The organism is Halalkalibacillus halophilus DSM 18494 (genome assembly GCF_000423105.1).
Taxonomy (GTDB): Bacteria; Bacillota; Bacilli; order Bacillales; family Alkalibacillaceae; genus Halalkalibacillus; species Halalkalibacillus halophilus.
In genome coordinates, this window is record NZ_AUHI01000008.1 from 61,850 (window position 1) to 85,312 (window position 23,463).

Consider the following 23,463-nt stretch of genomic DNA (forward strand, 5'->3'; position numbering starts at 1 on the left):
ATTGTTTCTGTTATATTCATTATCCAATTTAATGATTCCTCCCTATGTTTCACCTAGTAACGAAACAGCTAACTCCTATATGATATAAGAATTTATGTTGGGTTAGGTCCTGATAAATTTAATGCTAAAAACTCCGACAAATCATCAATAACAAAATCGGCAACACAAGAACTTTCATTACTTCCGTTTCTCTTCCAAACGCTCTTCACCCCTATTTGACTTGAAGCCCCGACATCATTGATAAGATGATCGCCAACAAACATGGTTTCTTCAGGGGTCACATTTAGTCTTTGTAGAGCCCTTTGAAAAATTAGGGGGTCCGGCTTTTTAATTCCCTCTTGTTCTGATATTAATATTTCGTCAAAGTAGGATTCAATCCCAAGTGCTTTGATATTATTTAGTTGAAATGGATACTTACCATTTGTGATAATCCCTAGTTTAATAGAATGATCTTTCAAGGTGGATAGTGTTTTTTCTAAATTTGGGTATGGTACGCAACATGAAGGAAAGTGATTAAGATAATCCTCCACTAACGCTTCCCATGATATTTTTGTTATATTAAACTCTTTAATTAGGCTTTGATAAACTACATCCTTCCAAACATAACCGTTATCGTCTAATTGTATAAACCTTGAGGCGAAATCTTCTTTAGGAATATGACTAAAATTACTTCTTAACCTCTCATACTGTGATTCTAAAAACTTTCTCAAAGACTTATTTCGATCTAATAAAGTTCCATCCAGGTCAAATATAATACTTCTTATCATCTCAAACACCTACACCATCTCTTGAAGTCTCGCTACATTCTCTTCCAAAAAATTAGCGTGCTCATTCACACCTCGTCGCTTACACCAGCCTATACTATTAAATGCATCGGTAAATCGGTAAAATGGCAGCACCGCTTCTAAATCAATAATCGGTTTGATGCTTGTATACCCTTGCTTATAAGCATGAAAAATATTAGTATCTAGACTTAAATAATCCCGGTAGAGTTTTGTAAAATCAATTTCAGTTGCCCCGAACCGTACACTTTCAAAATCGATTACACCTTTCACCTGCTCCCCATCAGTAATAATATTTGTCGGGCGAAAATCCATATGAATAAAGCTCGGTCCAACTGGTTCTGGGAGCTGACTCTTCATGTCTTGGAAGGTTTGCAGGGCTTTTTGGTACAACGATTGATCAATAACCTCTTTCACGTCCTCCGCAAAGCTGAAAAATTGATCCTCCACAAATGTAGCCCAGGCGGGAAATTCGTTTTTAATTCCTTTAAACTCAAGGTGTTCAGGGGGTGTTATATTGTGAAGCTGAGCATGGAGCTCTCCTACCTGATAAGCTATCGATTCTGAAGATGATGCGGATAATGGTTCTCCTTTTAAATCTGATAATAAAATAGCTCCCGGCTCCTCGTCACTTCCCGACCAATAATCTAGTAACTCCGGCACAGCAACACGTCCTCTTAATATCTCATAGGATTCGAGTTCACGCTGATATTTCAAATGGGAAAAAGGGATTTTTAAATAGACGCTCTCCCCGTCATTCAATTGACATTTATAAACGGTCGAACTTTTTGCATCCGGAACCTCACTCATCGAAACCACATTAAGTCCAAAGTGTTCAATTTTTTTTTGTACCAATCAAGACCCTCCCTTATGCAGCTACATTGCTTTCGGCGCTTCAATGCCTAGTAAATTCAACCCTTCTTCTATTACTATGGAAACACTTTTAACCAATGCCAATCTAGCTTCTAATCCTTCATCGTCAATTAATATTTTTTCATTCGCATAGTACTTATTAAAGTCCCTGCATAAATCAATCAAATACTTGGCGATCTGTGACGGGTCATTTCCGTGAAATGCTTTTAATATGGTTTTTGGAAACGTATCAATCGCCTTGATAACCGCCCAGCTGTAGGGATCGCTCAAGCCGGTTTCTGTTGAAATCTTTTCAAGTTTTGCTTTTCGTAAAATCGACTGAGTTCTTGCGTACGTATATTGAACATAAGGACCAGTCGAGCCTTCGAACCTAAGCATATCCTCGATTGAAAATTCGATATTGCTCTTTCTGTCGTTCTTTAAATCGTGGAAAATAATTGCGCCAACCCCAACCATACGTGCGACGTCATCCTTATCATTCAATTCAGGGTTCTTTTCCTCAATATTATTTCTAGCTGTGGAGATTGCCTCTTCTATTACTTCTTCTAATAAAACCACTTTTCCTTGTCTAGTGGACATCTTTTTACCATCTTTTAAAATAAACCCAAACGGAACATGCTCCAAACGGTCTGCCCACGGATACTCTCCTTTTTTTAGTACAGAGAATAATTGGTTGAAGTGTAAGCTTTGTTCATGGCCTACGACATACAATGATTTCGCAAACTTATAGTTATCATATCTGTAAAAGGCAGCAGTCAGATCCCGAGTAGCATAAAGTGTCGCCCCATCTGATTTTGTTAACAAGCAAGGCGGCATGTTGAACTCTGATAGCTCAACGACCTCTGCACCTTCTGAATGAGTAACTAAATTTTTACGTTTAAGTTCCGTAATCGTGTCTTTCATCTTATCATTATAAAATGCTTCTCCATGATAAGAATCGAATGCAACGTTTAAAAGCTCATAAATCTTTGAAAACTCCTTAAGGGATTCGCCTCTAAACCATCTCCATAAATTTAATGCTTCCTCATCACCATCTTCAAGTTTCTTAAACCATTCACGCGCAAGTTCGTCTAAGTCAGAATTATTTTTTACCTCTTCATGAAACTTTACATAAAGACTTAATAACTCTTTAATAGGCTCCTCTCTGACTGTAGCTTCATTCCCCCAAAGCTTATAAGCTACAATCAGCTTTCCAAATTGCGTTCCCCAGTCTCCTAAATGATTAACTTTCACTGTCTGGTAACCGCATTTCTCAGCTATGTTTGAAATAGCATTTCCGATCACCGTTGATCTCAAATGCCCCATCGAAAATGGCTTGGCAATATTAGGTGAGGAAAAATCAATTACAATCCGTTCATCGTGGCCAAATTCATGCGAGCCAAAGTTTCTTCCCTGTTCCAAAACAGTTTTCATCACCTCTTTACTCACTTCTGTTTGGTCTAAAAACCCATTTACATATGGTCCTTCAGAAACCACCTTTTCAAAAAGCGGATGCTCCAGTTTTTGCGCGAGATCGCTCGCAATTTTATGAGGAGCAACCTTCATTGTTTTCGCTAATGTAAAGCAAGGAAACGCTAAGTCGCCTTGGCCCTCAAACTTCGGCTTTTCGACTACATTCATAATTTCCTCTTTGGTTAGTTCTCCGTTTAATTGCTTGGCTATTATATCCGAAAATACATCAACATAGGACATACATACCCCTCCTTTTAAATATAAAAATCCCGCCTCTAAAAATAGAGACGAGATTACCCGTGGTACCACTCTGCTTGTTCACACTGAACCAACTTCACATGGATAACGGGCATGACCCGACCACTCCTAATTAATTTCAGGTGGTCTCTTAGAAGTGCGCTTCACTATGAGGTGTCTATTAGGCTCTCACCACTCCCTAATTCGCTTCAAAACACTTATCGTAGCTACTCTCTTCCTCACCGAGTTTAATATTAAGATTCATTATATACATTCGATAAGTAAATATCAAACAGATTTTGTAAAATAATTTTAATTCGCTTTCGCTGGTTTCTTTTTAGTCGTTTTCTTCTTAGTCGTTTTTGTTTTCGTAGACTTCTCTTTCGACGTTTTCTCTAATGATGCTTCTAGAGCTGACATAAGATCGGTGACGTTGTCTGGTTTCGTTGGTGTTTCTTTGGCGGTTGCTATGTCTTCCCCTGCCTTTTTCTTTTCAATTAATTCTAACAATGCGGTGCGGTAATCGTCGGTATATTTTTCTGGTTTAAATTCGGTTGTTAACTGATCAATCAATAACTTGGCGGTATCCAGTTCTTTCTTTGCGACTTGATCCGCTTCTGGAACGCTCGGAACCTCTTCGACATCTCTAACTTCATCAGGATAATGAATGGTTTCCATGACTAAAGTATTTTTATAAATCCTCACTACGGCAAGCTGTTCTTTGGAACGGATCATAATTTTCGCAAGTCCAATCTTACCCGATTCATTCAAAGCTTCTCTTAATAAGGAATAGGCTTTGCTTCCGCCTTCATTTGGCGACAAATAATAACTCCGATCAAAATAGATAGGATCAATTTCTTCTAATTTCACAAAATCTATAATCTCAACAGACTTGTCTGTTTTCTCTTCTTTGATGCTTTCCATTTCTTCTTTTTCAAGCATCACAAATTTATTCTTGGTATACTCAAAAGCACTCACAATCTCTTCTTTCTCCACCTCGCGATCACACACAGGACAAACTTTTTCATACTTAATTGGATTCTGACATTCTTTATGCAATTGGCGTAGCTTTATGTCTTTGCTTTCCGTTGCAGAGTGTAATTTAACTGGAATATTAACCAGTCCGAAGCTAATCGATCCTTTCCACATCGTATGCATGCTAGATGCCTCCTTTTTGCTTAGCTTTTGAGTTTTTTTAATAAAAATACAAAATAAGCAAAAATTAATAAAAAGGATGATGAACATGTGGAAACCGATGCTACCCACGTTAATGGACGAACCACCAACTGATGAAGACTGGATTTATGAAATTAAATATGACGGATTTCGCTGTGGGCTTGAATGGAACGAGTCTGGCGTAAAACTGTGGAGTCGCAATGGCAATGATTTATCTAGGCAATTTCCAGAAATTCTAGACTGGTGCACAGAGAACAGAGACCATTTTAAAACATTTTTTCCTCTACACCTTGATGGCGAGATTGTCATACTAAACACGCCCCTTCAAAGTAATTTTTCCCAAGTCCAACAAAGAGGTCGAATGAAATCAGTGGGTAAGATTAAATCAGCCGCAATATCTCGACCTTCGACACTAATGGTGTTTGATTTGGTTATGAAAAATGGGAAAAGTTTAAAGTCGTTTAAGTATCACAAAAGAAGAGCCGCTTTAGAAGAGATGCCGTGGGAAAGTAGGTTAAAACTTGTTGATACGTATGAGCATTACGACGAAGCCTTTGATAAGGTTTTTCTACATCAAGGGGAAGGCGTGGTCGCCAAAAAAATAACAAACAAGTACGTGGAAGGAAAACGAACGGATCAATGGATCAAAATTAAAAATTGGCGAACAATCAGTGGAATCATCACCTCTTGGAATCTTGAGAATGACTACTTTGGCATGTCTATATATAATGACAAGCAACTAATAGACCTTGGGAAAATCAAGCACGGTTTTTCTGATGAAGAGAAAAACACACTCACACAATTGATACGAAAACATGGGGAAAACATAGGTTCCTCGTGGAAAGTTTCCCCGTCTATTTGTGTAGATGTACATTGTCTGCATGCTCATGAAGGTGAACTTAGAGAACCCGTTTTTAAATCCTTTAGACACGACCTAGTTGCCAAGGATTGTACGATGGAACAGGTAAAAACTGGCCTAGCTATGCTTCCGAAAAATGTGGAATTATCCAACCAAGATAAACTCATTTTCGATCAATACACAAAAAAAGACTTAATTTTTTATTTACGCAAAATCGCTCCCCTTTTATTACCAAAAATAAAAGATAAGCGCTTAACCATGATTCGTTTTCCAGATGGTGTCGATGCTCATTCTTTTTATCAAAAACATTTACCGGACTATGCTCCTGATTACATTCAATCGATTGGGGAGGATTTGTTATGCCAGGACTTGCAATCCCTAATCTGGTTTGGCAATCAAGCTGGTGTGGAGTATCACGTCCCTTTTCAAACCATACATTCTTCTAAACCAGATGAGATGGTCTTTGATTTAGATCCACCTTCATTAAACGAATTTAACTTAGCCATTAAAGCTGCACATTTGATTAAACAAATGTGTGAGCACCACGGATATAAAGTCTATGCTAAAACGTCGGGTCGAACAGGCCTTCAGTTACATGTGCCAATAGAAGACATGACCTTTGCAGAAACAAGAACGTTTATGGAAGCAGTAGCCAACGTCTTAACACAAAAATACCCCGATTCTTTTACCACCGAAAGGCTAATAAAAAATCGAGGCAAACGACTTTATATTGACTATGTCCAACACGCTGAAGGAAAGACGATCATTGCCCCTTACTCCCCAAGAGGGACCAAAGAAGCAACCGTCGCGACACCCTTGTTTTGGGAGGAAGTGAAGGAAGGACTGGATCCTAGGCAGTTTACGATTGGAAATGTAGTTAAGAGGATGGAAGAGAAAGGATGTCCTTGGGTGATCTAATAGGACTCAACATTCCTTGCGACTTTAATTAATTCTTCTTTAGAAGTTGTGTTACTATTTGCTAATAATTCATAAAAGATATCTTCATTGTTCCACCTCAAAATTTTGTGGTCCTGATCGTTACCATAACTACCTTCAAGATCTTTATGTATTTCTACCTTTTCGCTAGTAAAATCAAAAGTATTCGGTGCTAAACTAGATCGGTAGGTCAGTTCATTTTGATCGTTTCCAATAAATTTCACAGAAAAAAGGGAACGATCCGCAGTTATTTCAATATCTTTTGCTTTAAACGGGATTTCTCTAGGAATTTCAGGGGTAAATGAAAGTTCTTCTATTGCTTCACCCAACTCATTTTTTTGATGCTCTTCCAAATCACTTGTAGCACTATTACTACATCCGGCAAGCAGAAAGGTCATTAAAATAATAAATATTTTTTCAAACTACCCCACCTCGCTACTCATCACAAACTGCTCTCCAATTGGCCCGTAAACTCTCCTACCCGTATCTTGAAAGTCAACTTTTTCATACAACTTTTGAGCCGCGATATTTTTATGGTTAACAGCTAACACCAATTCATCGCAGCTTGGGAATTCACGTTTCACAAACTCTCTAAGCTGAGTCATAGCTTGTTTAGCAACACCTTTTCCTTGTGCAGCTTGATTTATGGATAAAGACGTTAACAACATAGCTTTAGGATTGTCAGAGTAATCTTTCACTCTCGCGGTAGCATGTAATAAAAAGAATCCCACCGGCTTCGAGTTGTTCAGAATCACGATCCGATGCTGACCTTCTTCTACCTCAGTGTACTTGTTGGGAAGTGCTGTAAATTTAATCTGGTCCTCAGGAAGCACAAATGAATCAAGCGCTTTTTGGTGTTCGGTACTATAATGACTTAGCTTGACCTCAGGTACCGACATCACACTTCACCTCGACTTTCAAACTCTTCTTTCAATAGTCCCATATGTATAATGTCGTGCCACCGACCATTTCTATATAAAGCTTGGCGACTTTTACCTTCTTCTTGAAAACCTAATTTCTTATATAAGTGAATGGCCTTTTCATTAAATGAGAAGACCCTTAATGATAACCTGTGAAAATTAAGTTCTTGGAAAGCGAAATTCAACAGTAGAGTCACCGCTTCAGTTCCATAACCGCTTCCCCAGTAAGTCTTCTCCCCAATATCAATGATTAATTCTGCATTTCTATTTTTATAATCGATGTTGATTAGAGAGGTGATTCCAATTGCTTGTTGCTGATCTAGTTCCTCTATCATATAACTCTTGGAGGAATCGGAACCTATAAATACGTTTTCAACAAAGCCTCGAGTGTCGTCTAATGAGTATAAATCTAAAGATGGGCTTGTAGACGCCATCACTTCTAAGTCATTTCTCCATTGATGATAGGTTTCGACATCGTCATTTTCTACTTTTCTTAGCTTGATCCTTTTTGATGAAAGCAATTCGTTCCCTCCTTATATACGTACGTCTGAGGCTAAACTAACCTACAAATTTAATTAATCTAATGAAGCTTTAAATACATAACTAACCTTCTCATAATCCATCTTCTCTTCATAAAACCGATGCGCCTCTGATCGGCTTAACCCTGAAGACAGCGCTACACTTTCATAGCCATTGTTCTTTGCCCATTCGTGAATGTGATTAAGCAGTATCTCCCCATAACCCTTCGAGCGTTTTTGTTGGTTAGTAACTAAATCACAAACCCAAACAAAACGACCGTAGTAAAGGGTAATCATCGGCTTAAATCCGATAACAGCTACCATCTCATCTTCATCAATTAAGGCAAACAGTTTATAACGATCTTTTTCCTGTGCCTCTAAAATCAACTCAAGATAGCTCTCTTTATCCAGGTGAGTCCTCAATTGATTCATCACAGGAAATGCTTCAAGGATCTCGTTTTGAGTTTGGAGTTCTTGTACTTTAAGATTATCTCTCATTATATGCTCCTATCAATTTTATTTGGCCCCTAAATAAGTGGTTTGGAGTTCTATTTCTTTGACACCGTCCTCAGCCGAAACTTTATAAGCTTTGGCGTTAGGCCTTGAACTGACGATTTTATCAAGTTCTTCATCAATATAGTGAAGAGCAACGCCGTCATCATGCCCACAATAGCTTTTTTATCCAGTCCCTACCTTCTAAATCATATTTTAATCTAATATGCTGTCTATTTTCATCCGCTTGCCAAAACTCAACCTCATCCGCCACAACTTTGAATAAAGTCCACGATGCTGCTACTTCATCAGGATGATCTTCCAAATAAGACAGTCGAGCTTTTAAAGCTTCCTCAAAATCACTTTGTTTATCTATAATAGAGCTCTGTTTTTCAATTAGTGAAATGGCGCGCGCTACCTTTCCACGGTTCAAAAAGTCCTTAACATTTGTTTCTTCATCCATCTTCATCGCTTTACCACGTATTCTGATTTGACGACCAATTATAGACCAATAAAAGTTCAAAGCGACATCAGAGTTATTCATTAATTGTTTTCCTTTTTCACTATTGGTGCTAGTAGCAAAATACCATCCTTCTTCATCCACATCTTTAAGTATGAGAACTCTAGAATCTGGGGCACCTTCTTTATTAACAGTTGAAAGCGTCATTGCGTGAGGTTCATGCACATCATGAGCCAACGCAACTTGAAACCATTCTAAAAATAATTCGTTAGGGAAATAAGGGGTACCTTCGACATCAAATGTTGGGAAAGGCCCTAAGAGCGTTTTACTATCTTGGATTTTGTTCCTAATGTGATTCATAGCAATATACAGCTCCTTATTAATTGTTAATTCAAAGTTTGATGCCGGGTGTGTTCAAAGATTTTAGTTTAATTTATTTTACCATATGGTGATTAAACTTTTACCTCTCAGCATTTTATTAATCTAATAAAGTATCCAATATAGAGTCCAGTAAACATTAAGAATATACTTTAGAGGCTTTGGAAGAGGGAAATGGTTAAAATAGGTGTTGATAGCGTTCCTACTGACAATAAAATTATAATTTTGCCTCTATTTATTTTCCTATCTGAAGAACTCATAACTTCGTAAGATAAGATGATCCAAATAACTAAAGATATGAATGATACAATTAAAAGCCACACACTATTTACTCCTTTTCATCAAGTTATCTATCTAAAACGAGTTTTAAGCAATCGATTCACTTTATGAGTATTCAAGGAAGTATCCAATATAATATCTGAATTATTATCAACGTCTACTTTGATTGGTCTTATTACGTCTTCTGAATAACCCAAACCACTTAACCGCTCTGTATAAAATGCAAAATAACTTAACTTCTCTTGCGAAGCCATATGCAATATGCCATGAAAGTCTATGTTGATAATCTCTAATATAGCATTAGATAAATCTTCTATATGTACAAATGTACGATACAAATTTGCAGCAGCATTAAAGAAATATTTTTCTTCAACTTGTCTAATAACCTTTTGAGTTCGTATCTCCATATTTTCATATGAGTGACCACCATATATAGGACCAGGTCGAATAATTATGTGATTTGGATGATTTTCTTGAATCATCCTCTCCCCATTTATTTTAGAATTAACATAGGTTGATAGAGGTGAGTCCCCAGCCATAGGGTGCGTATTATCTAATTCAAGGTAACCCCCATTCCCCTCAGAAAAAACAGCATCAGTTGATATGAAGATCAGTTTTGTTTCTGACGGTATAGAAGACAAAAGGTTAGAAAGACCAATATTAATTAGTGAATCTTCATTCTCCATCCCTAACAGTGACCATATGATAGTATCTGGCTGATAATTTTTTATTGTCTGAGAGATGGAAATTTTATCAGTTACGTCCAACTTTATTATATTCGATTTTTCATTCACTGACCTCGAAGTACCCAATACTGTATATTTGGAACCCTCTATTAATCTAATTAAATTAGAACCTAAAAATCCTCTTGCTCCTAAGATTAGAATTTTCAAACTTACCACCCACTAACTTTTGTAGCTACTATTTTACTAGAATATACTATGAAATTATATAAAAGACAATTTCATCCACCTTCATATCTCCCCTAATGTTCATACAATTGTTCACTCCTAAAAATCTTAGAAATAAAATTACTATTTTAGGTAATTTAATTCCAATTATAGAAACTTATGATACAATTAGTTAATCAAAATTAAATTTTCAGAAAAATATGAGAAGGAGAACTTTTTAATGAAAAATAATAAAAAAGCCTTAACGTACATATTAATTGGGGTCATTGGAATGTTGATTGGTATGTTCATAGCAAGTCCCTTATTTCAATCATTTTTTTAAGGTCAACTTTAGTTGTGAGTACTCTAGTTATCTTGGCAGTGATGATGACTCTTTTTTGCTCAGAAAGAAATGAAATAGAATGGGGGAGTATATTGATTTTACATACTGAAGTTATTGGAGACGAAGAACCAATTGTATTTTTACACACTGGGTTGCAAACTGGTGTAACAGATTTTGAATATCAGAGAGATTATTTTAAAGATAAATATAAAATAATCCTACCTGATTTGCGTGGTCATGGCAATTCATTGGGAGATGACTTTACTAATTTTTTTGAGGACTCAGCAGTAGATATTGATGAAACACTCGTCCACTTAGGAGTTGACTCTGCACATATTGTAGGCTGCTCGTTAGGTGCTTTGGTGGGATTGTTTTATGCGAAAAGGTTTCCTCTTAAAGTAAAAAGTTTAACAATTTCAGGCATTTTATCCGAAAGACCAGATGACTGGTTAGATATGCAGAAACAAGACATTAAACATCAGGCAAAACTATTAAAAAATAAAAATACTTTAAGTTACTTTGATAATTTGCATAAGTCTGATTGGAGACAATTTTTAGAGATGGTCAAGGATGAAAATTGGTATCCATTTGAAGAAACTAAAGATTTAGACGGCATCATTTCTCCTGTCTTGTATATTGTTGGGGAGGGAAATAAAGAAGAAACTAAAGGGACACTTTTATACCCTTTATTAAAAGATGATGTTCATGTATCTATTATTCCATTTGCTTCACACTTAGTCCATTTGGAACAACCAGATTTATATTCAAGAATTTTAGAAAAGTTTATAACTGAAATTAACAATTAAAATCCGTATTGAACAAGGAAATCGTAATAATTTTTCAGGATTTTTTTATTCGTGCAAGGCACTGGGGGAATTAGTATGTTTATAGTAAGATCAATTATTTTATGGATTATTATAACTACGATCATTAATGCTTATTTAATGACGTTCCCTATGCCTGTCTTACGAAAACAGGATTATCCGTCCAACTATTTAATAAAAGGAAATAAAAGGATCGAGATACAAAACAAAAGGGAATGTGCAGCACTTTCGACTGCATATATGTTACGCCATTTTGGAATGAAGGCAGATGGAAAAGAGTTGTATACCAACTTTCCATGTAAAACAAGTTCAGGCGAAGTATACCCTAAGGGAATTCGAAAGGTATTAAAAGAAAAGGGATTTAAAACAAGCTATTATAAAGGAAATATAAATACATTAAAGCACGAAGTTAGTAAAGGAAATCCCGTAATTGTTTTTATTAAAGTACAAAATCGACATCATAGCTTGCACTTTGTCCCTGTAGTAGGTTATGACGAGGACCATTTCTACCTTGCAGAATCTTTAGAGCCATTGATTAATAGTAAAGATAATTCCAGCTTTAATCGAAAAGTTCCTATTAGTGAATTTAAGAAATTGTGGAATATAAAGAATTTTAATACGCTTTTTTATAGCAATACGTACATAACGGTAAAGACCTTATAAAGCAAATATAAATAACGACACAAACTTATTTTACTTTAGCAACTTCAATTTAAACTTTTGAACATAGGAGGATAAGGGAATGTTCTATAGACAAAAAAGTTATGTAATAAAAAATGATTTTGTAGATGAGTTTAACGCCCATTTCATTAATACTAATCTACCGAACCAACTTAAATATGGTTCTCGTTTAATTGGTCGTTGGATGAAAGCTAACAATGACAACACCACTGAAATATTTGCCATTTGGGAATATGATAGTTATGAAGAATATATTAATATTGAGGGAAAAATTCGAAATGATGACAAGCATATTGAACGAATTAACAAATGGTACAACGATTTTGGTGGAAGAGATTATGTGTTAGAAGAATATATCTTGGAAGCTAAAAACGAAGCTTTAGTTTCAACAGTATCTAATGATGATTTAAAATAATAGCATAAGAGATTAAGATATGATCCTTTTACTATTGAAAGAAGAAAGTGGAAACCCATTTCGGATCTTTCCACTCCTTCCACTATTCACTCTAAAATTCAACTAAAAAAGGATGTGTGCTCTCATCAAGAGAGTTTTTCTTTTTATTACAGCACGGTGGGTAAAAATGACCACAAACCATTTTACTTATTTATAATGTTTTCTAATCTATCTAACAAATTTGTCTGAAGGTCTTCTGAAATAAAAGAATAATGACTGTCATCTGTGTTAGGTGAAGATGAAATAACCGTTCCATCTTCAAAAATTGTAAACGTAAAAATGCTAGAAGAATTTGCAGCATCATTTTCAGAAAAGCCAAAGCTATAATAAGTTTCTAACTCCATTTTATCCTCAATACTATCTATCTCATCAATACTATTTAATTTGATATTCTCTTCATTTATTATCGAAATAATATTATCAATGGTTCCTTCATCATTAAACTGTTCTGTCATATCACTAGACGATTGATTTTCTTCATTTTTTTGAAGTAACACAGTATTATAATCATTACCTTCTAGCTCTAAACGTACATTGGAATTATTCTGTTCATCATCAGTACTACAAGCGGCTAACAATAGAATTATAATAAAACTTGCTATTAAACTTTTCATTAGGAACCTACCTTTCAGAACATCAAGAACACAAGAAATGTTACAGTAAAAAATGCTACTAAATACATAAAACGGAACGTCCTTAGATTACTTTTCTTGGTTTATCAATTCAAATGACTCTTCGGAATCATTCCATTTCACATTCACTTGAACTACCGCATCCTCTTCTATTTTTGTACTAGTGCTTACTCCACTAATTGTAAACGTAGCATTACTTGGTGGTTCATCGAATTCCCTACTTCTATATCCACCTTCTGCCCCTGCATCATATGAAAATTCAAGTAATTCTATTGACTGGACATCTTCCTCCAGTTCTTTGTACTTCAGTTTAAATTCAGAATCACCTTCATTAGAATACTTGTTCACTCCATCTTCTTCCTCCCAAATTTCTGTTCCCTCATAAATATATTCAGCTTCCCAAGACTCACCTTCACCTATAAATGTATACTCATAGTTAGTCGTTTCTGTATTCGAACATCCAGAAAGTAACAAAATCACTATAAATATTGAAGATATAAATAGATTTTTCACCTCTATCCCCCCTTAATACAAATGATTTTTCTCTTATAATATATTTAGTTAGTTTATGGTAGTTATTTGTTAATCTTCTCTGTATCGTTAGTTGACTTAGGTATGATCTTATACAGTAAACGTTGATAACCATTGTATCATGATTTTCTATATTTAGAATTCAATTACCATTTATTTAATTATAACTTCAGTTGTTGTCAAATAAAAAAGCGATAAGTGTGTAGGCATGGTTTAGAGGAGTTTCCACGGAATCATCAAAAAAGCCACCCCTAATTTGGGTGACTTAAACTTGCTATTTATTCTTCAACTAATTTAAGCAATTACCTTTATCGCATCTATCCAATAGATTCGTTTCTTTCAGTCCATATTTTACTTCAACTGCTCTATATTTATATATAAACAATTAAAGATATATTTTTATTATTCCAAAATATTCTAAAATTACATATACATTTCAATAGTTACTTGATATTCTTACTATAAAATCATGCTTTTAGTAAGTTAAACCTAATTAATCAATTCCATTGGCTAGATCAATTATTCTAATTATAGGCTAAGGAAGGTGGGATATTACATATGACCATTCACAAACCACAAAAAATTAATATATGGATTCAGTTGTTATTATTACTTTTTAATATTATCTTCATTTCATTTTTAATCGAAGAATTAATAGATGCTACTGAACCAAATTATGGGGGTTTGGCTTTCTTCACACCAATAATTGCTTTAATTTCCTTACTGTATATTAGGAATTTAAAAAGCGAAATCCGTAGTTACCTATTTCGATCTTTACAAGTGTTAAACTGGTTCTTTATTATTTTTCCATTTACAGTTTTTATCGTTATCTTTTTAGCTTTTTTATAAAATAAAATGGACATTAGTAAAAAAAATCAATAAAACTAAACAGAAATTCTAGTTTTAAAGAAATTCATTATGATATAGCATAGTTCAACCTAAAATCGCTTTATCGCTAGCAATTTGTTCACCGCGAATGCGTTGGAATTCGTCTAGCAGATCTTTAATGATCAGGTTTTGTTTTTCCTCACCTTTAACATCAAAAATGATCTGGCCTTTGTCCATCATAAATAGTCGGTCACCTAGGTCGAGTGCTTGTTGCATGTTGTGGGTGACCATCATGGTGGTTAATCCGAATTTGGAAACGACATCTCCTGTGATTTTTGTTATTAATTCTGCGCGCGATGGATCGAGTGCTGCAGTGTGTTCATCTAATAATAAAATTTTAGGCTCGGTGAATGTTGCCATTAAAAGTGATAAAGCTTGGCGTTCTCCCCCAGACAATAAACCGACTTTGGCATTTAATCGATCTTCTAATCCTAAATTCAAAGTATCAAGATAGTCCCGGAAATGGTCTTTTCGTTTTTTTGAAACACCGGGAACGAGGCGCCGTTTTTTGTCTCTGGAATATGCCATGGCTAAGTTTTCTTCTATAGTCATGGATGGTGCTGTTCCTGCCATTGGATCTTGGAAGACGCGGCCGACCATTTTTGACCGTTTATATTCAGGGAGATGCACCACATTTTGGTCATCAATCAACACATCACCGACGTCTGGAATTAAACTGCCCGAAATCACGTTCATAAGCGTTGATTTACCTGCACCATTACTTCCAATAACCGTAACAAACTCACCCTTTTGTAGTTCTAAGTTAATATCATCTAAAGCAATCTTTTCATCCGGTGTACCTTCATTAAATGTAAGGGATACATCATGTATGTTAAGCACTGGCCTCCCTCCCTTTCCGTTCCATGAGCGCTGCGCGTTTAGCTAACCTGCGTTTCTTTTCACGTCTTGATTGCAAAATCTTTGGTGTAACAAGTGCAGCTATAACTAGTACGGCTGTAATTAGTTTCAAGTCACTTGATTCTAAGAAATCCACTCTTAATGCAAGTGTGATCACGACACGATAAATGATTGCTCCACCAATAACGGCGAGTGTCACTCTAGCGATCGTTTTCTTTCCGAATAATGCTTCACCGATAATAACCGAGGCAAGCCCGATGACAATCATTCCAATACCCATGTTTAGATTTGCAAATCCCCCGTGTTGGGCGACCAGGGCACCTGATAATGCGACTAACCCGTTTGATAACCCTATCCCAATAATGATTAAAAAGTTCGTGTTCGCTGATAAGCTGCGGATCATCTTTTGATTATCCCCCGTAGCACGAATCGCAAGGCCTACTTCGGTTTTCAAAAAGAAATCTAGCATAAATTTAATCGCAAGTGTCACAATGGTCATAATGATTAAAATTGCCCAAGTCGTCGGGACTCGATCTGCTCCAATAAATATACTATTTAAAGCGGAATCAATTGCCGGTGACCAGAAAGATTGAATTTGATTAACAATCGTTGTTTCATTCAGCATCGAGACGGTTGGCTGCCCCATAAACCTAAGATTAATAGAATATAAAGCGATCATCATGAGAATCCCCGCAAGTAATGCATTGATTTTTCCTTTCGTATGAAGGATTCCGGTTATACATCCTGCAATAAATCCTGCAAAAGCACCTACCAATGTTGCCGTAATCGGAGACATGCCATTAACGATTAACATGCCTGTAATACCTGCCCCAGTTACAAAGCTTCCATCCACTGTTAGATCTGGGAAGTTCAATACTCGGAAGGATAGATAGACTCCTAAAGCCATGATGGCATAGATCGCTCCTGATTCTACTGCACCAAATAATGATATTAGCATGACGCCCTCCCTTTCGTTATGTAGATAAGTAAAGCAGGCTAAGCCTGCTTTACCATTTAAGCTTATTCTTCGCCTTCTATAAATTGAGCATCGTCATCCCAATCCTCATTCCATTCAATATTCTGCTCCTCAGCAGCACCTTTGTTGATGAAAAGTTGAATTTCTGGTGGATACTCCGGTGCGATTTCGTTTGCTGCTGCGTCCCCACTTAAGATATCTGCAGCCATTTCTCCTGCACGGTATCCAATCGTGTGGTAATCAATACCAAATGTTACAAATCCACCTTTTTCCAATGAGCTAGGCTCACCTACTACAAGTGGAATATCTTGGTCATTCGCAACGCCAACTACACTATCAAGCGCTTCTACAACTGTGTTATCTGTTACGACGAAAAATACGTCAATATCACTTACAAGTGATTGTGCCGCTTGTTGTACATCAGCGGCGTTTGCTACTGTACGTTCTTCAAGACTTAGGCTAGTGCCTTCCGTAGCTTCTTTCACAGAATCAATTTGAGCGACAGAGTTTGGTTCTCCAGCATTGTAAATCAGACCTACTGTTGCACCCTCAAAATACTGATCAATAAAGTCGACCGTTGTCTTGATCGCATCTGGATGTAAGTCAGATACACCTGTAATATTTTCACCCGCTTCATCCATAGAAGGAACGAGGTCTGCCCCTACTGGATCTGTCACTGAAGTATAAACAATAGGAATATCATCAGTCGCATTTAAAGCACCTTGAGCACTTGGAGTTGAGTTCGCAAAGATTAAATCTACATCATCTGCAACAAAACCATCTGAAATCGTCTTTACATTATTCTGATCATTTTGTGCACTTTGAAAATCGTATTCAATCTCCAAACCCGCATCTTCTAATGCTTCTTGAAATCCTTCATAAGCTAAATCTAGCGAAGGGTGCTCCACAATTTGTGTTGCACCTACCACGTAGGAATCCCCATCTTCACCTGAAACATCATCATCTCCACAAGCAGCTAATAAACTTAATCCAACTATCACTACAGCCAATAATAAAATCCACTTTCTCATTCAATTTCCCCCTTAAATTTTAATAAAGTACTTTCATTGAACACGTAGATTTACATTAAAAACTTTCTTCTTTTAATTTTGCCTGCTTTTTCTCAGGTGGATGATGAATCGCTTGACCTGTTAAAGCTTCAACTGCTTCAAGTAGGCCTTCATTAATACTCGGGTGCGCAAATAACGGAAACCTTATATCTTCCACTTTAGCTGCCATTTCAAGCAATTGGACGAAGGTAGTCGATAGCTCCACCGCACCTTCTCCAATCATATGAATCCCAAGAATAATCTCCGTGTTTGCTTCACTTATTACTTTAATAGTTCCATCCGTTTTGCCAGTTAGTTTGGCATAGCCATTGGCGTTTAAATGGAACTGACCAACCAAATAGTTGAGTTCGTTTTCTTTCGCCTCTTGTTCCGTTAACCCCACGAATGCGACAGGTGGATCGGTGTGAATGATCGTTGGTAAAAATGTTAAGTCTACCTCTACCTTCTGGCGTGCAATAGCTTCTGCAGCTACTTTTCCTTGTTTGATCGCTTTAACAGCAAGCGACGGACCTTCTGTAACATCACCGACTGCATATATATTTGATACTGTTGATTTCATCGTAGGATCAACAACGATGAGACCCGTTTCTGCTTGCTCCACTCCAAACCTTTTGATGCCTAGTGAATTCAGGTTTGGTTTTGGGGTTCCACTCGTAAATAAGTATGTCCCTTCAACCGAATGCTCCTTACCCTTTTGATCAGTAAGTCGCACAGTCACACCTTCCTCCGCTTCTTCAACGGATTGGAGTGAGGCTTGTTGAATCACTTTAATCTTTTTCTTTTTAAAAGCTCGCTTAAGTTCCTTTTCAACTGCTTGATCTAGATTAAGCTCCTCATCTTGAATTAGGGTTACCTTCGAACCAAAAGATTGATAGGTTGAAGCCATTTCCAAAGCAATATAATCATGACCGTAAATTAAAAGATGGTCAGGGACTTCTTTTAAATCAAACAGTTCATGCGATAAAAGAATTCGGTGACGCGCTTTTGAAAACCCTTCTGGCAAAACAGCAGTGCTCCCCGTTGCGATGATTGCGTGTTTAAAAATATACGTATCGAACTGATGACCATACTCCACACCGATTCGATTTTCCTTAGTAAACGTTGCTTTCCCCTGGAGCACCTCGATTTCATTCGCCTGACACAGGGATTCGACCCCTTTTCGAAGTTGCTCGGTGATCTTCGTTTTATAGGTCAGTAATTTATCTAAGTCTAACTCGGGTTCGTTCATCCCTATCCCTATTTCTTGCATATGGGGTACTTCAGAGATTTTCTTACCTGTATGCGTCCAAATTTTAGAAGGAATACAGCCACGATTTAAACAAATACCACCTAAATCACCTTCTTCAACTAGGGTGACTTGTAAGCCGAGTTGAGCGGCACGAATCGCTGCTGTGTATCCGCCTGGCCCTCCACCTATGATGATGAGGTCACGTTCTTGTGTGATTTCTCCAACAACCATTTATATCATCTCCAGCATGAGTTTGCTCGGATGCTCGATGAAACTAGCTAAGCGATTTGTAAAAGCTACAGCTGTTGCTCCGTCAGCCACACGATGATCGAACGACATCGATAAATTCATCATATACCCAATAGCGAATTCGTCATTATCCGTTACAATAGGGACTTTTCGGGTCTTATGAAAAGCAATCAAGGCTGTTTCTGGATAGTTAATAATCGGTGTCGCCCCTGTGCTACCTAATGGCCCGACATTGCTGACAGTGAAGGTCCCGTTTTGTAGATCAGCATGTGCAAGTTTTCCTTCTTTGGCTTTCTGCGTAAGCTCTTTTATCTCATCATGTAGCTGTTGAATCGATTTTTGGTCCGCATGATGTATAACCGGAACGATCAACCCGTCTTCTGTATCTGATGCCATACCGATATGGTACTCTCTTTTCAATATGATTTTTTCGTTTTCCTCATCTAATTCAGCATTGAATACTGGGAAGTCTTTTAACGCGATGGTGAGTGCTTTAACTAGGAAGGAAGGGACTGAGACAGATACTCCTGAGGCTTTCAGTTCCTCACGAAGCTCGACTACTCGCGTCATATTGATTTCATCAAAATGGGTCACATGTGGAATCGTGTAGATGGATTTCGTCATTTTTTCAGCGATCTTTTTTCGTATACCTCTAAACGGAATCTCATCTGGTTGGATTGTATCGGGTTGTGTTCTTGGTTTCGTTTCTGTCGCTGGTTCTGATGGTGTTTGTTCTCCGTTGATAAATTGGTAAACGTCTTCTTCTGACACCCGACCTGATGGATCTGAGGGGCGGACATTTTCGATATCAATTCCGTGATCACGGGCAATTTTCCTCGTATATGGTGTCGCTAACACACGGTTGAGGGTAGTTTGCATGCGAGTTGGTTGCATGTTCTGCTTACTAGCTTTAGCCGGTATAGTTTCTTCTGATGGTTCCGGATCCGCTGCTTGCTTCGTTCCTTCTCCTTCTAAATATAAAAGAGTCGTTCCAACTTGTACGGTTTCACCAACAGGAACGACAATCTCTTTAATCGTACCTGCGCCAGGTGATGGAAGTTCAGCGACCATTTTGTCTGTTTGTACTTCCACTAGAGGTTGGTCGGTTTGAACGTGATCGCCTTCTTTCACGTAATAATGGGCGATTTCTCCTTCTGTCATCCCTTCTCCGATATCGTGTAGTTTCACTTCTAGCATAGAAATCCCCCCTTAGAAATGAACCACTTTTTCAATACTTTGTAAGATTCGTTTCGGTGACGGCAAATAATGTTCTTCTAACGCAAAGAATGGTACCGGCACGTCAAAACCTGTCACGCGTTCGATTGGCGCTCGTAAGTATAAAAAGGATGTATCATTAATCACAGATAAGATATCGTTCCCAAGTCCACCAGTACCATGTGCTTCATGAACGATTACAGCACGACCGGTTTTTTGAACAGATTCTGCGATTAAGTCACGATCAAGTGGATAAAGTGTTTTCAAATCAAGCACTTCACAGCTCATTCCTCGTTCTTCAGCTTGTTTCGCAGCTTGCATCGCTACGGGTACCATCGCTCCCCAAGCAATGATCGTTACGTCTGTTCCTTCTTGAATTTTTTCCCCTTTTCCGATTTCAACTGTGTATTTACCTGTTGGGACCTCTTCTCGTTGCGCGCGATAACTACGCATCGGTTCCATGAAAATAACTGGGTCGGGATCTTCAATTGCGGCGATTAATAACCCTTTTGCATCATAAGGAGTTGCTGGACAAACAACTTTTATTCCAGGCATATGTGTGAATATTGTCTCTGCACTATCTGAATGGATTTCTGGTGCTCGAATCCCTGCTCCATACGGGGTACGAATGACCATTGGCACGGAAAATCTCCCCATTGTTTTCATCCGCAGACGCGACACATGGGTCATGATTTGGTCGTAAGCTGGGTAAACAAATCCCATAAACTGCATTTCTACAACCGGCTTAAATCCATTTACCGCAAGACCGACGGCAGTCCCGACGATCCCTGCTTCAGATAATGGGGTGTCAACAACGCGATCTTCGCCAAATAGTTCTTGAAGACCCTCTGTCGCACGGAAAACTCCCCCGTTTTTTCCGATATCTTCCCCGAGTAAAAGGGTCGTGTCATCTATTTCAAGCATCGTTTTCATCGCATCGCTCACTGCCTGAACCATTGTCAATTGGTGAGTAGTTTGCTTTTGTTCGCTTTGCTTTTCCATTTTTACGTTCATAGGTTATTCCCTCCCGATCAAATCAAGGTAGGATTCTTTTTGTTCCACTAATTGTGAAGGCGGGTTCGTAAATACATGATCAAATAAGTCTTCTGGCTTGGCAGGTGGATATTCTTCCATTGCTTCAAGGGCAGATTCAACTTCTTGCGTAAGCTCTGCTTCCATTTTGGCTATCCACGTTTCATCCCAGAAGTCGTTATTTTTCATATAGTTTTCTAAGCGTTCAATTGGATGAACGACATTGTCACCTTGGCCAACTGGTCGGTATTTTGATGGGTCATCGGCTGTGGTATGTGCGCCTGTGCGCCATGTCACAGCTTCAATTAACGACGGCCCTTCACCTGCCCTTGCCCGTTCGACCGCTTTTTTCGTTTCAAAATAGACAGCGAACACATCGTTCCCATCAATTCGTACACTTGGTATGTCATATGCTAACCCTTTTTGAGCGATTGTTTTTGAATGCATTTGTTTTTCGATTGGAACAGAAATCGCATATCCGTTATTTTGGTTAAATAGAATCGTCGGGGTTTGAAAGACACTCGCGAAATTTAATCCTTCGTGAAAATCCCCTTCCGACGTTGCCCCATCTCCAAAATAAGCTATAGCTATATTTTTTGTTCCTTTTCTTTTTTCTGCCCAAGCAGCTCCGACAGCGTGCGGAATTTGTGTCGCAATTGGCACCGCAGCTGGGAAAATATTTTTACCTTCAGGTGGTACACATCCTTCCGCCCGACCATTCCAGTAGAGGAATGTGCGTGTCATTTCGGAACCAAATGTCAACATGGCACCGTGGTCCCGGTAAGTTGGAAACAACCAATCATCTGTATCAAGCGCTAAAGCACTTCCAACCTGCGACGCTTCTTGCCCTTCAAATGGAGGGTAAGTCCCAATCCGGCCTTGGCGCTGAAGGCTAATCGCTTTTCTATCAAACAAGCGAATGCGGCTCATATGGTAGTAGAGTTTTTTTACGAGATCTTCGTCTATGTCATTTGCATAACTTGAATCTATTAGATTACCTTGATCATCCATAATCTTTTTCATCGGAAAATGTTCTTCCATATTTGTCCCCCCACACCTTTTTTATCGTATGCTCCATTTCGGGCTAATAGTACGCGTGTAAAAACTGTTTCGTTTTTCTCTTGCTTCCATTAACTTTTCACAGAACTGATTGGCTGCTTCGACTGTCGAGACTTCATTTCTTTCAGCCGTTTTATAAACTTCAACTAATGTGTTATAGATTTCTTTCGTTTTTGCTAGGACGCGAGCCTTATTGGTGCCATAAAGTTCATCGGTCACTTGAATTAACCCACCTGAATTAATGATGTAGTCAGGGGCGTATAGAATGCCTCTTTTTGCTAACTCAGCTCCGTGCTCTTCTTTTAACAATTGGTTGTTGGCAGAACCTGCGATTGCTTTAAACTGGAACTGCTCGATCGTCGCATCATTAATAATCCCACCTAGTGCACAAGGAATGAAGATATCTGCTTGTTGGTGATAGATATCATTTAAGTCAACAATATGAAGGCTGCCTGATGATTTCATCGCGTGTTCTTGTAGGCTATCCACATTGTCTTGAACAATATCGGAAATATAAATGGTAGCACCTTCTTCCAGTAAGCGAACGGCTACTTTGAACCCGACTTTACCAAGCCCTTGAATCGCATAGGTTACAGGCTGTAATTCTTCGTGACCGAAAAGCATTCTGATTGTAGCCTTAAGACCGTAAATAACACCTTCTGCAGTAGGAATCGAGGAATCACCGCCACCGCCATATTCTTCAGGAAGGCCGACAATATGATTCGTTTCCTTCATGGCATGAACGAAATCTTCAATGGTCGTTCCCATGTCCGTCCCTGTGTAAAAACGCCCGTGTAAAGACTCCACATACTGACCAAAGGCACGAAACAATTCTGGTGTTTTTTCCGTTTGTGGATCTCCTATAATTACTGCTTTGCCCCCACCAAAATCAACATCTGCGGCTGCGCACTTGTAACTCATTCCTTTAGACAGGCGCAAAGCATCTTCTAATGCCGCATCAAAATCTTCATAAGGTTGCATCCGACATCCACCAATTGCCGGCCCGAGTTTCGTACTATGTATTGCAATAATGGCTTTTAGATTGGTAGAAGGGTCATTACAGAAAACGACTTGCTCGTGTTCTGCCATTTTTTCGATTAAGGACAAATCTTTATTTTTATCTCCTGGGAATAATTGCGTTGCGAAGCTCATAATAATCCTCCTGTATTAG

Annotated in this window: 25 protein-coding genes, 1 pseudogene and 1 other annotated feature; of the genes and pseudogenes, 5 read left to right on the top strand and 21 right to left on the bottom strand. The window is 37.9% G+C overall.

Annotated features, from left to right (window positions below):
* Positions 1–92: 92 nt before the first annotated feature.
* The 4 genes from G532_RS0106005 to ku all read right to left on the bottom strand — a co-directional run bounded on the left by G532_RS0106005 (position 93) and on the right by ku (position 4,502).
* Positions 93–767, bottom strand: a complete 675-nt coding sequence (locus G532_RS0106005; RefSeq protein WP_027963985.1) for an HAD family hydrolase — start codon at positions 765–767, stop codon at positions 93–95.
* 9 nt (positions 768–776) lie between these two features.
* Positions 777–1,637 (bottom strand): aminoglycoside phosphotransferase family protein, encoded by an 861-nt coding sequence (locus G532_RS0106010; protein ID WP_027963986.1) that lies wholly within the window; start codon positions 1,635–1,637, stop codon positions 777–779.
* 21 nt (positions 1,638–1,658) lie between these two features.
* Positions 1,659–3,347 (bottom strand): arginine--tRNA ligase, encoded by a 1,689-nt coding sequence (gene argS, locus G532_RS0106015; RefSeq protein WP_027963987.1) that lies wholly within the window; start codon positions 3,345–3,347, stop codon positions 1,659–1,661.
* A 40-nt stretch (positions 3,348–3,387) separates the two neighbouring features.
* Positions 3,388–3,596, bottom strand: a binding site (T-box leader).
* A gap of 60 nt (positions 3,597–3,656) precedes the next feature.
* A complete protein-coding gene (ku, locus tag G532_RS0106020) occupies positions 3,657–4,502 on the bottom strand; it encodes a non-homologous end joining protein Ku (protein ID WP_027963988.1) in 846 nt (281 codons plus the stop codon).
* 85 nt (positions 4,503–4,587) lie between these two features.
* Here ku and ligD point away from each other — a divergent pair, with 85 nt between their 5' ends.
* On the top strand, positions 4,588–6,297 hold the full coding sequence (gene ligD / locus G532_RS14865; RefSeq protein WP_051189081.1) for a DNA ligase D: 1,710 nt from the start codon (positions 4,588–4,590) through the stop codon (positions 6,295–6,297).
* Here ligD and G532_RS0106030 read toward each other — a convergent pair.
* The 7 genes and pseudogenes from G532_RS0106030 to G532_RS0106055 all read right to left on the bottom strand — a co-directional run bounded on the left by G532_RS0106030 (position 6,294) and on the right by G532_RS0106055 (position 10,255).
* Positions 6,294–6,668, bottom strand: coding sequence for a DUF4367 domain-containing protein (locus G532_RS0106030; protein WP_169513898.1), 375 nt, complete (start codon positions 6,666–6,668; stop codon positions 6,294–6,296). The two genes, ligD and G532_RS0106030, sit on opposite strands and share 4 nt — an antisense overlap.
* A gap of 69 nt (positions 6,669–6,737) precedes the next feature.
* Complete coding sequence (locus tag G532_RS0106035) at positions 6,738–7,214, bottom strand: GNAT family N-acetyltransferase (RefSeq protein WP_027963990.1); 477 nt, start codon at positions 7,212–7,214, stop codon at positions 6,738–6,740.
* Positions 7,214–7,756 carry a GNAT family N-acetyltransferase gene (locus tag G532_RS0106040; RefSeq protein ID WP_027963991.1) on the bottom strand — a complete coding sequence of 181 codons (543 nt, stop codon included), beginning with the start codon at positions 7,754–7,756 and terminating at the stop codon, positions 7,214–7,216. Before G532_RS0106040 ends, G532_RS0106035 begins: the two co-directional genes overlap by 1 nt.
* A gap of 54 nt (positions 7,757–7,810) precedes the next feature.
* Entirely contained in the window at positions 7,811–8,251 is a 441-nt protein-coding gene (locus G532_RS0106045) for a GNAT family N-acetyltransferase (RefSeq protein ID WP_035512634.1), read from the bottom strand.
* 18 nt (positions 8,252–8,269) lie between these two features.
* A pseudogene (locus tag G532_RS16235) lies at positions 8,270–8,413 on the bottom strand (peptidase E); the annotation flags it as partial.
* The gene (locus G532_RS0106050) at positions 8,412–9,065 is read right to left on the bottom strand and encodes a pyridoxine/pyridoxamine 5'-phosphate oxidase (RefSeq protein ID WP_035512637.1); all 654 of its coding nucleotides are present in this window, start codon (positions 9,063–9,065) and stop codon (positions 8,412–8,414) included. The gene G532_RS0106050 and the pseudogene G532_RS16235, both read right to left, overlap by 2 nt.
* 368 nt (positions 9,066–9,433) lie before the next feature.
* A complete protein-coding gene (locus G532_RS0106055) occupies positions 9,434–10,255 on the bottom strand; it encodes a sugar nucleotide-binding protein (RefSeq protein ID WP_027963994.1) in 822 nt (273 codons plus the stop codon).
* A 432-nt stretch (positions 10,256–10,687) separates the two neighbouring features.
* Here G532_RS0106055 and G532_RS0106065 point away from each other — a divergent pair, with 432 nt between their 5' ends.
* From G532_RS0106065 to G532_RS0106075, 3 genes are all read left to right on the top strand, one after another.
* A complete protein-coding gene (locus G532_RS0106065) occupies positions 10,688–11,401 on the top strand; it encodes an alpha/beta fold hydrolase (protein ID WP_027963995.1) in 714 nt (237 codons plus the stop codon).
* A 75-nt stretch (positions 11,402–11,476) separates the two neighbouring features.
* Complete coding sequence (locus G532_RS0106070; RefSeq protein ID WP_027963996.1) at positions 11,477–12,082, top strand: cysteine peptidase family C39 domain-containing protein; 606 nt, start codon at positions 11,477–11,479, stop codon at positions 12,080–12,082.
* A gap of 79 nt (positions 12,083–12,161) precedes the next feature.
* Entirely contained in the window at positions 12,162–12,515 is a 354-nt protein-coding gene (locus tag G532_RS0106075; RefSeq protein ID WP_027963997.1) for an NIPSNAP family protein, read from the top strand.
* A 182-nt stretch (positions 12,516–12,697) separates the two neighbouring features.
* Here the strand turns inward: G532_RS0106075 and G532_RS0106080 are convergent, their stop codons facing one another.
* Together G532_RS0106080 and G532_RS0106085 are read right to left on the bottom strand one after the other, a co-directional pair.
* The gene (locus G532_RS0106080; protein ID WP_027963998.1) at positions 12,698–13,168 is read right to left on the bottom strand and encodes a hypothetical protein; all 471 of its coding nucleotides are present in this window, start codon (positions 13,166–13,168) and stop codon (positions 12,698–12,700) included.
* Between the two features lie 87 nt (positions 13,169–13,255).
* Positions 13,256–13,699 (bottom strand): hypothetical protein, encoded by a 444-nt coding sequence (locus G532_RS0106085; protein WP_027963999.1) that lies wholly within the window; start codon positions 13,697–13,699, stop codon positions 13,256–13,258.
* Positions 13,700–14,275: 576 nt separating this feature from the next.
* Between G532_RS0106085 and G532_RS0106090 the strand changes: the two genes are divergently transcribed.
* Complete coding sequence (locus tag G532_RS0106090) at positions 14,276–14,566, top strand: hypothetical protein (RefSeq protein WP_027964000.1); 291 nt, start codon at positions 14,276–14,278, stop codon at positions 14,564–14,566.
* An 84-nt stretch (positions 14,567–14,650) separates the two neighbouring features.
* Here G532_RS0106090 and G532_RS0106095 read toward each other — a convergent pair whose 3' ends face one another.
* The 8 genes from G532_RS0106095 to G532_RS0106130 all read right to left on the bottom strand — a co-directional run bounded on the left by G532_RS0106095 (position 14,651) and on the right by G532_RS0106130 (position 23,444).
* On the bottom strand, positions 14,651–15,445 hold the full coding sequence (locus G532_RS0106095) for an ABC transporter ATP-binding protein (protein ID WP_027964001.1): 795 nt from the start codon (positions 15,443–15,445) through the stop codon (positions 14,651–14,653).
* Entirely contained in the window at positions 15,438–16,421 is a 984-nt protein-coding gene (locus G532_RS0106100; protein WP_027964002.1) for an ABC transporter permease, read from the bottom strand. Before G532_RS0106100 ends, G532_RS0106095 begins: the two co-directional genes overlap by 8 nt.
* Positions 16,422–16,483: 62 nt before the next feature.
* The gene (locus tag G532_RS0106105) at positions 16,484–17,470 is read right to left on the bottom strand and encodes an ABC transporter substrate-binding protein (RefSeq protein WP_027964003.1); all 987 of its coding nucleotides are present in this window, start codon (positions 17,468–17,470) and stop codon (positions 16,484–16,486) included.
* Between the two features lie 55 nt (positions 17,471–17,525).
* On the bottom strand, positions 17,526–18,968 hold the full coding sequence (gene lpdA, locus G532_RS0106110; protein WP_027964004.1) for a dihydrolipoyl dehydrogenase: 1,443 nt from the start codon (positions 18,966–18,968) through the stop codon (positions 17,526–17,528).
* Positions 18,969–20,183, bottom strand: coding sequence for a dihydrolipoamide acetyltransferase family protein (locus G532_RS0106115; protein ID WP_027964005.1), 1,215 nt, complete (start codon positions 20,181–20,183; stop codon positions 18,969–18,971). It lies immediately after the preceding gene.
* A gap of 12 nt (positions 20,184–20,195) precedes the next feature.
* Positions 20,196–21,215: an alpha-ketoacid dehydrogenase subunit beta gene (locus tag G532_RS0106120; RefSeq protein ID WP_027964006.1), complete on the bottom strand. Its 1,020-nt coding sequence runs from the start codon at positions 21,213–21,215 to the stop codon at positions 20,196–20,198.
* A 3-nt stretch (positions 21,216–21,218) separates the two neighbouring features.
* Entirely contained in the window at positions 21,219–22,274 is a 1,056-nt protein-coding gene (pdhA, locus tag G532_RS0106125; RefSeq protein ID WP_027964007.1) for a pyruvate dehydrogenase (acetyl-transferring) E1 component subunit alpha, read from the bottom strand.
* 21 nt (positions 22,275–22,295) lie between these two features.
* Entirely contained in the window at positions 22,296–23,444 is a 1,149-nt protein-coding gene (locus G532_RS0106130) for a Leu/Phe/Val dehydrogenase (RefSeq protein WP_051189082.1), read from the bottom strand.
* Positions 23,445–23,463: the final 19 nt, after the last annotated feature.

Coding starts and splice junctions, on each gene's coding strand:
- G532_RS0106005 (WP_027963985.1), bottom strand. CDS start 767: ATGATAAGAAGTATTATATTTGACCTGGATGGAACTTTATTAGATCGA.
- argS (WP_027963987.1), bottom strand. CDS start 3,347: ATGTCCTATGTTGATGTATTTTCGGATATAATAGCCAAGCAATTAAAC.
- ku (WP_027963988.1), bottom strand. CDS start 4,502: ATGCATACGATGTGGAAAGGATCGATTAGCTTCGGACTGGTTAATATT.
- ligD (WP_051189081.1), top strand. CDS start 4,588: ATGTGGAAACCGATGCTACCCACGTTAATGGACGAACCACCAACTGAT.
- G532_RS0106035 (WP_027963990.1), bottom strand. CDS start 7,214: ATGTCGGTACCTGAGGTCAAGCTAAGTCATTATAGTACCGAACACCAA.
- G532_RS0106045 (WP_035512634.1), bottom strand. CDS start 8,251: ATGAGAGATAATCTTAAAGTACAAGAACTCCAAACTCAAAACGAGATC.
- G532_RS0106050 (WP_035512637.1), bottom strand. CDS start 9,065: ATGAATCACATTAGGAACAAAATCCAAGATAGTAAAACGCTCTTAGGG.
- G532_RS0106070 (WP_027963996.1), top strand. CDS start 11,477: ATGTTTATAGTAAGATCAATTATTTTATGGATTATTATAACTACGATC.
- G532_RS0106075 (WP_027963997.1), top strand. CDS start 12,162: ATGTTCTATAGACAAAAAAGTTATGTAATAAAAAATGATTTTGTAGAT.
- G532_RS0106080 (WP_027963998.1), bottom strand. CDS start 13,168: ATGAAAAGTTTAATAGCAAGTTTTATTATAATTCTATTGTTAGCCGCT.
- G532_RS0106090 (WP_027964000.1), top strand. CDS start 14,276: ATGACCATTCACAAACCACAAAAAATTAATATATGGATTCAGTTGTTA.
- G532_RS0106100 (WP_027964002.1), bottom strand. CDS start 16,421: ATGCTAATATCATTATTTGGTGCAGTAGAATCAGGAGCGATCTATGCC.
- G532_RS0106105 (WP_027964003.1), bottom strand. CDS start 17,470: ATGAGAAAGTGGATTTTATTATTGGCTGTAGTGATAGTTGGATTAAGT.
- lpdA (WP_027964004.1), bottom strand. CDS start 18,968: ATGGTTGTTGGAGAAATCACACAAGAACGTGACCTCATCATCATAGGT.
- G532_RS0106115 (WP_027964005.1), bottom strand. CDS start 20,183: ATGCTAGAAGTGAAACTACACGATATCGGAGAAGGGATGACAGAAGGA.
- G532_RS0106120 (WP_027964006.1), bottom strand. CDS start 21,215: ATGAACGTAAAAATGGAAAAGCAAAGCGAACAAAAGCAAACTACTCAC.
- pdhA (WP_027964007.1), bottom strand. CDS start 22,274: ATGGAAGAACATTTTCCGATGAAAAAGATTATGGATGATCAAGGTAAT.
- G532_RS0106130 (WP_051189082.1), bottom strand. CDS start 23,444: ATGAGCTTCGCAACGCAATTATTCCCAGGAGATAAAAATAAAGATTTG.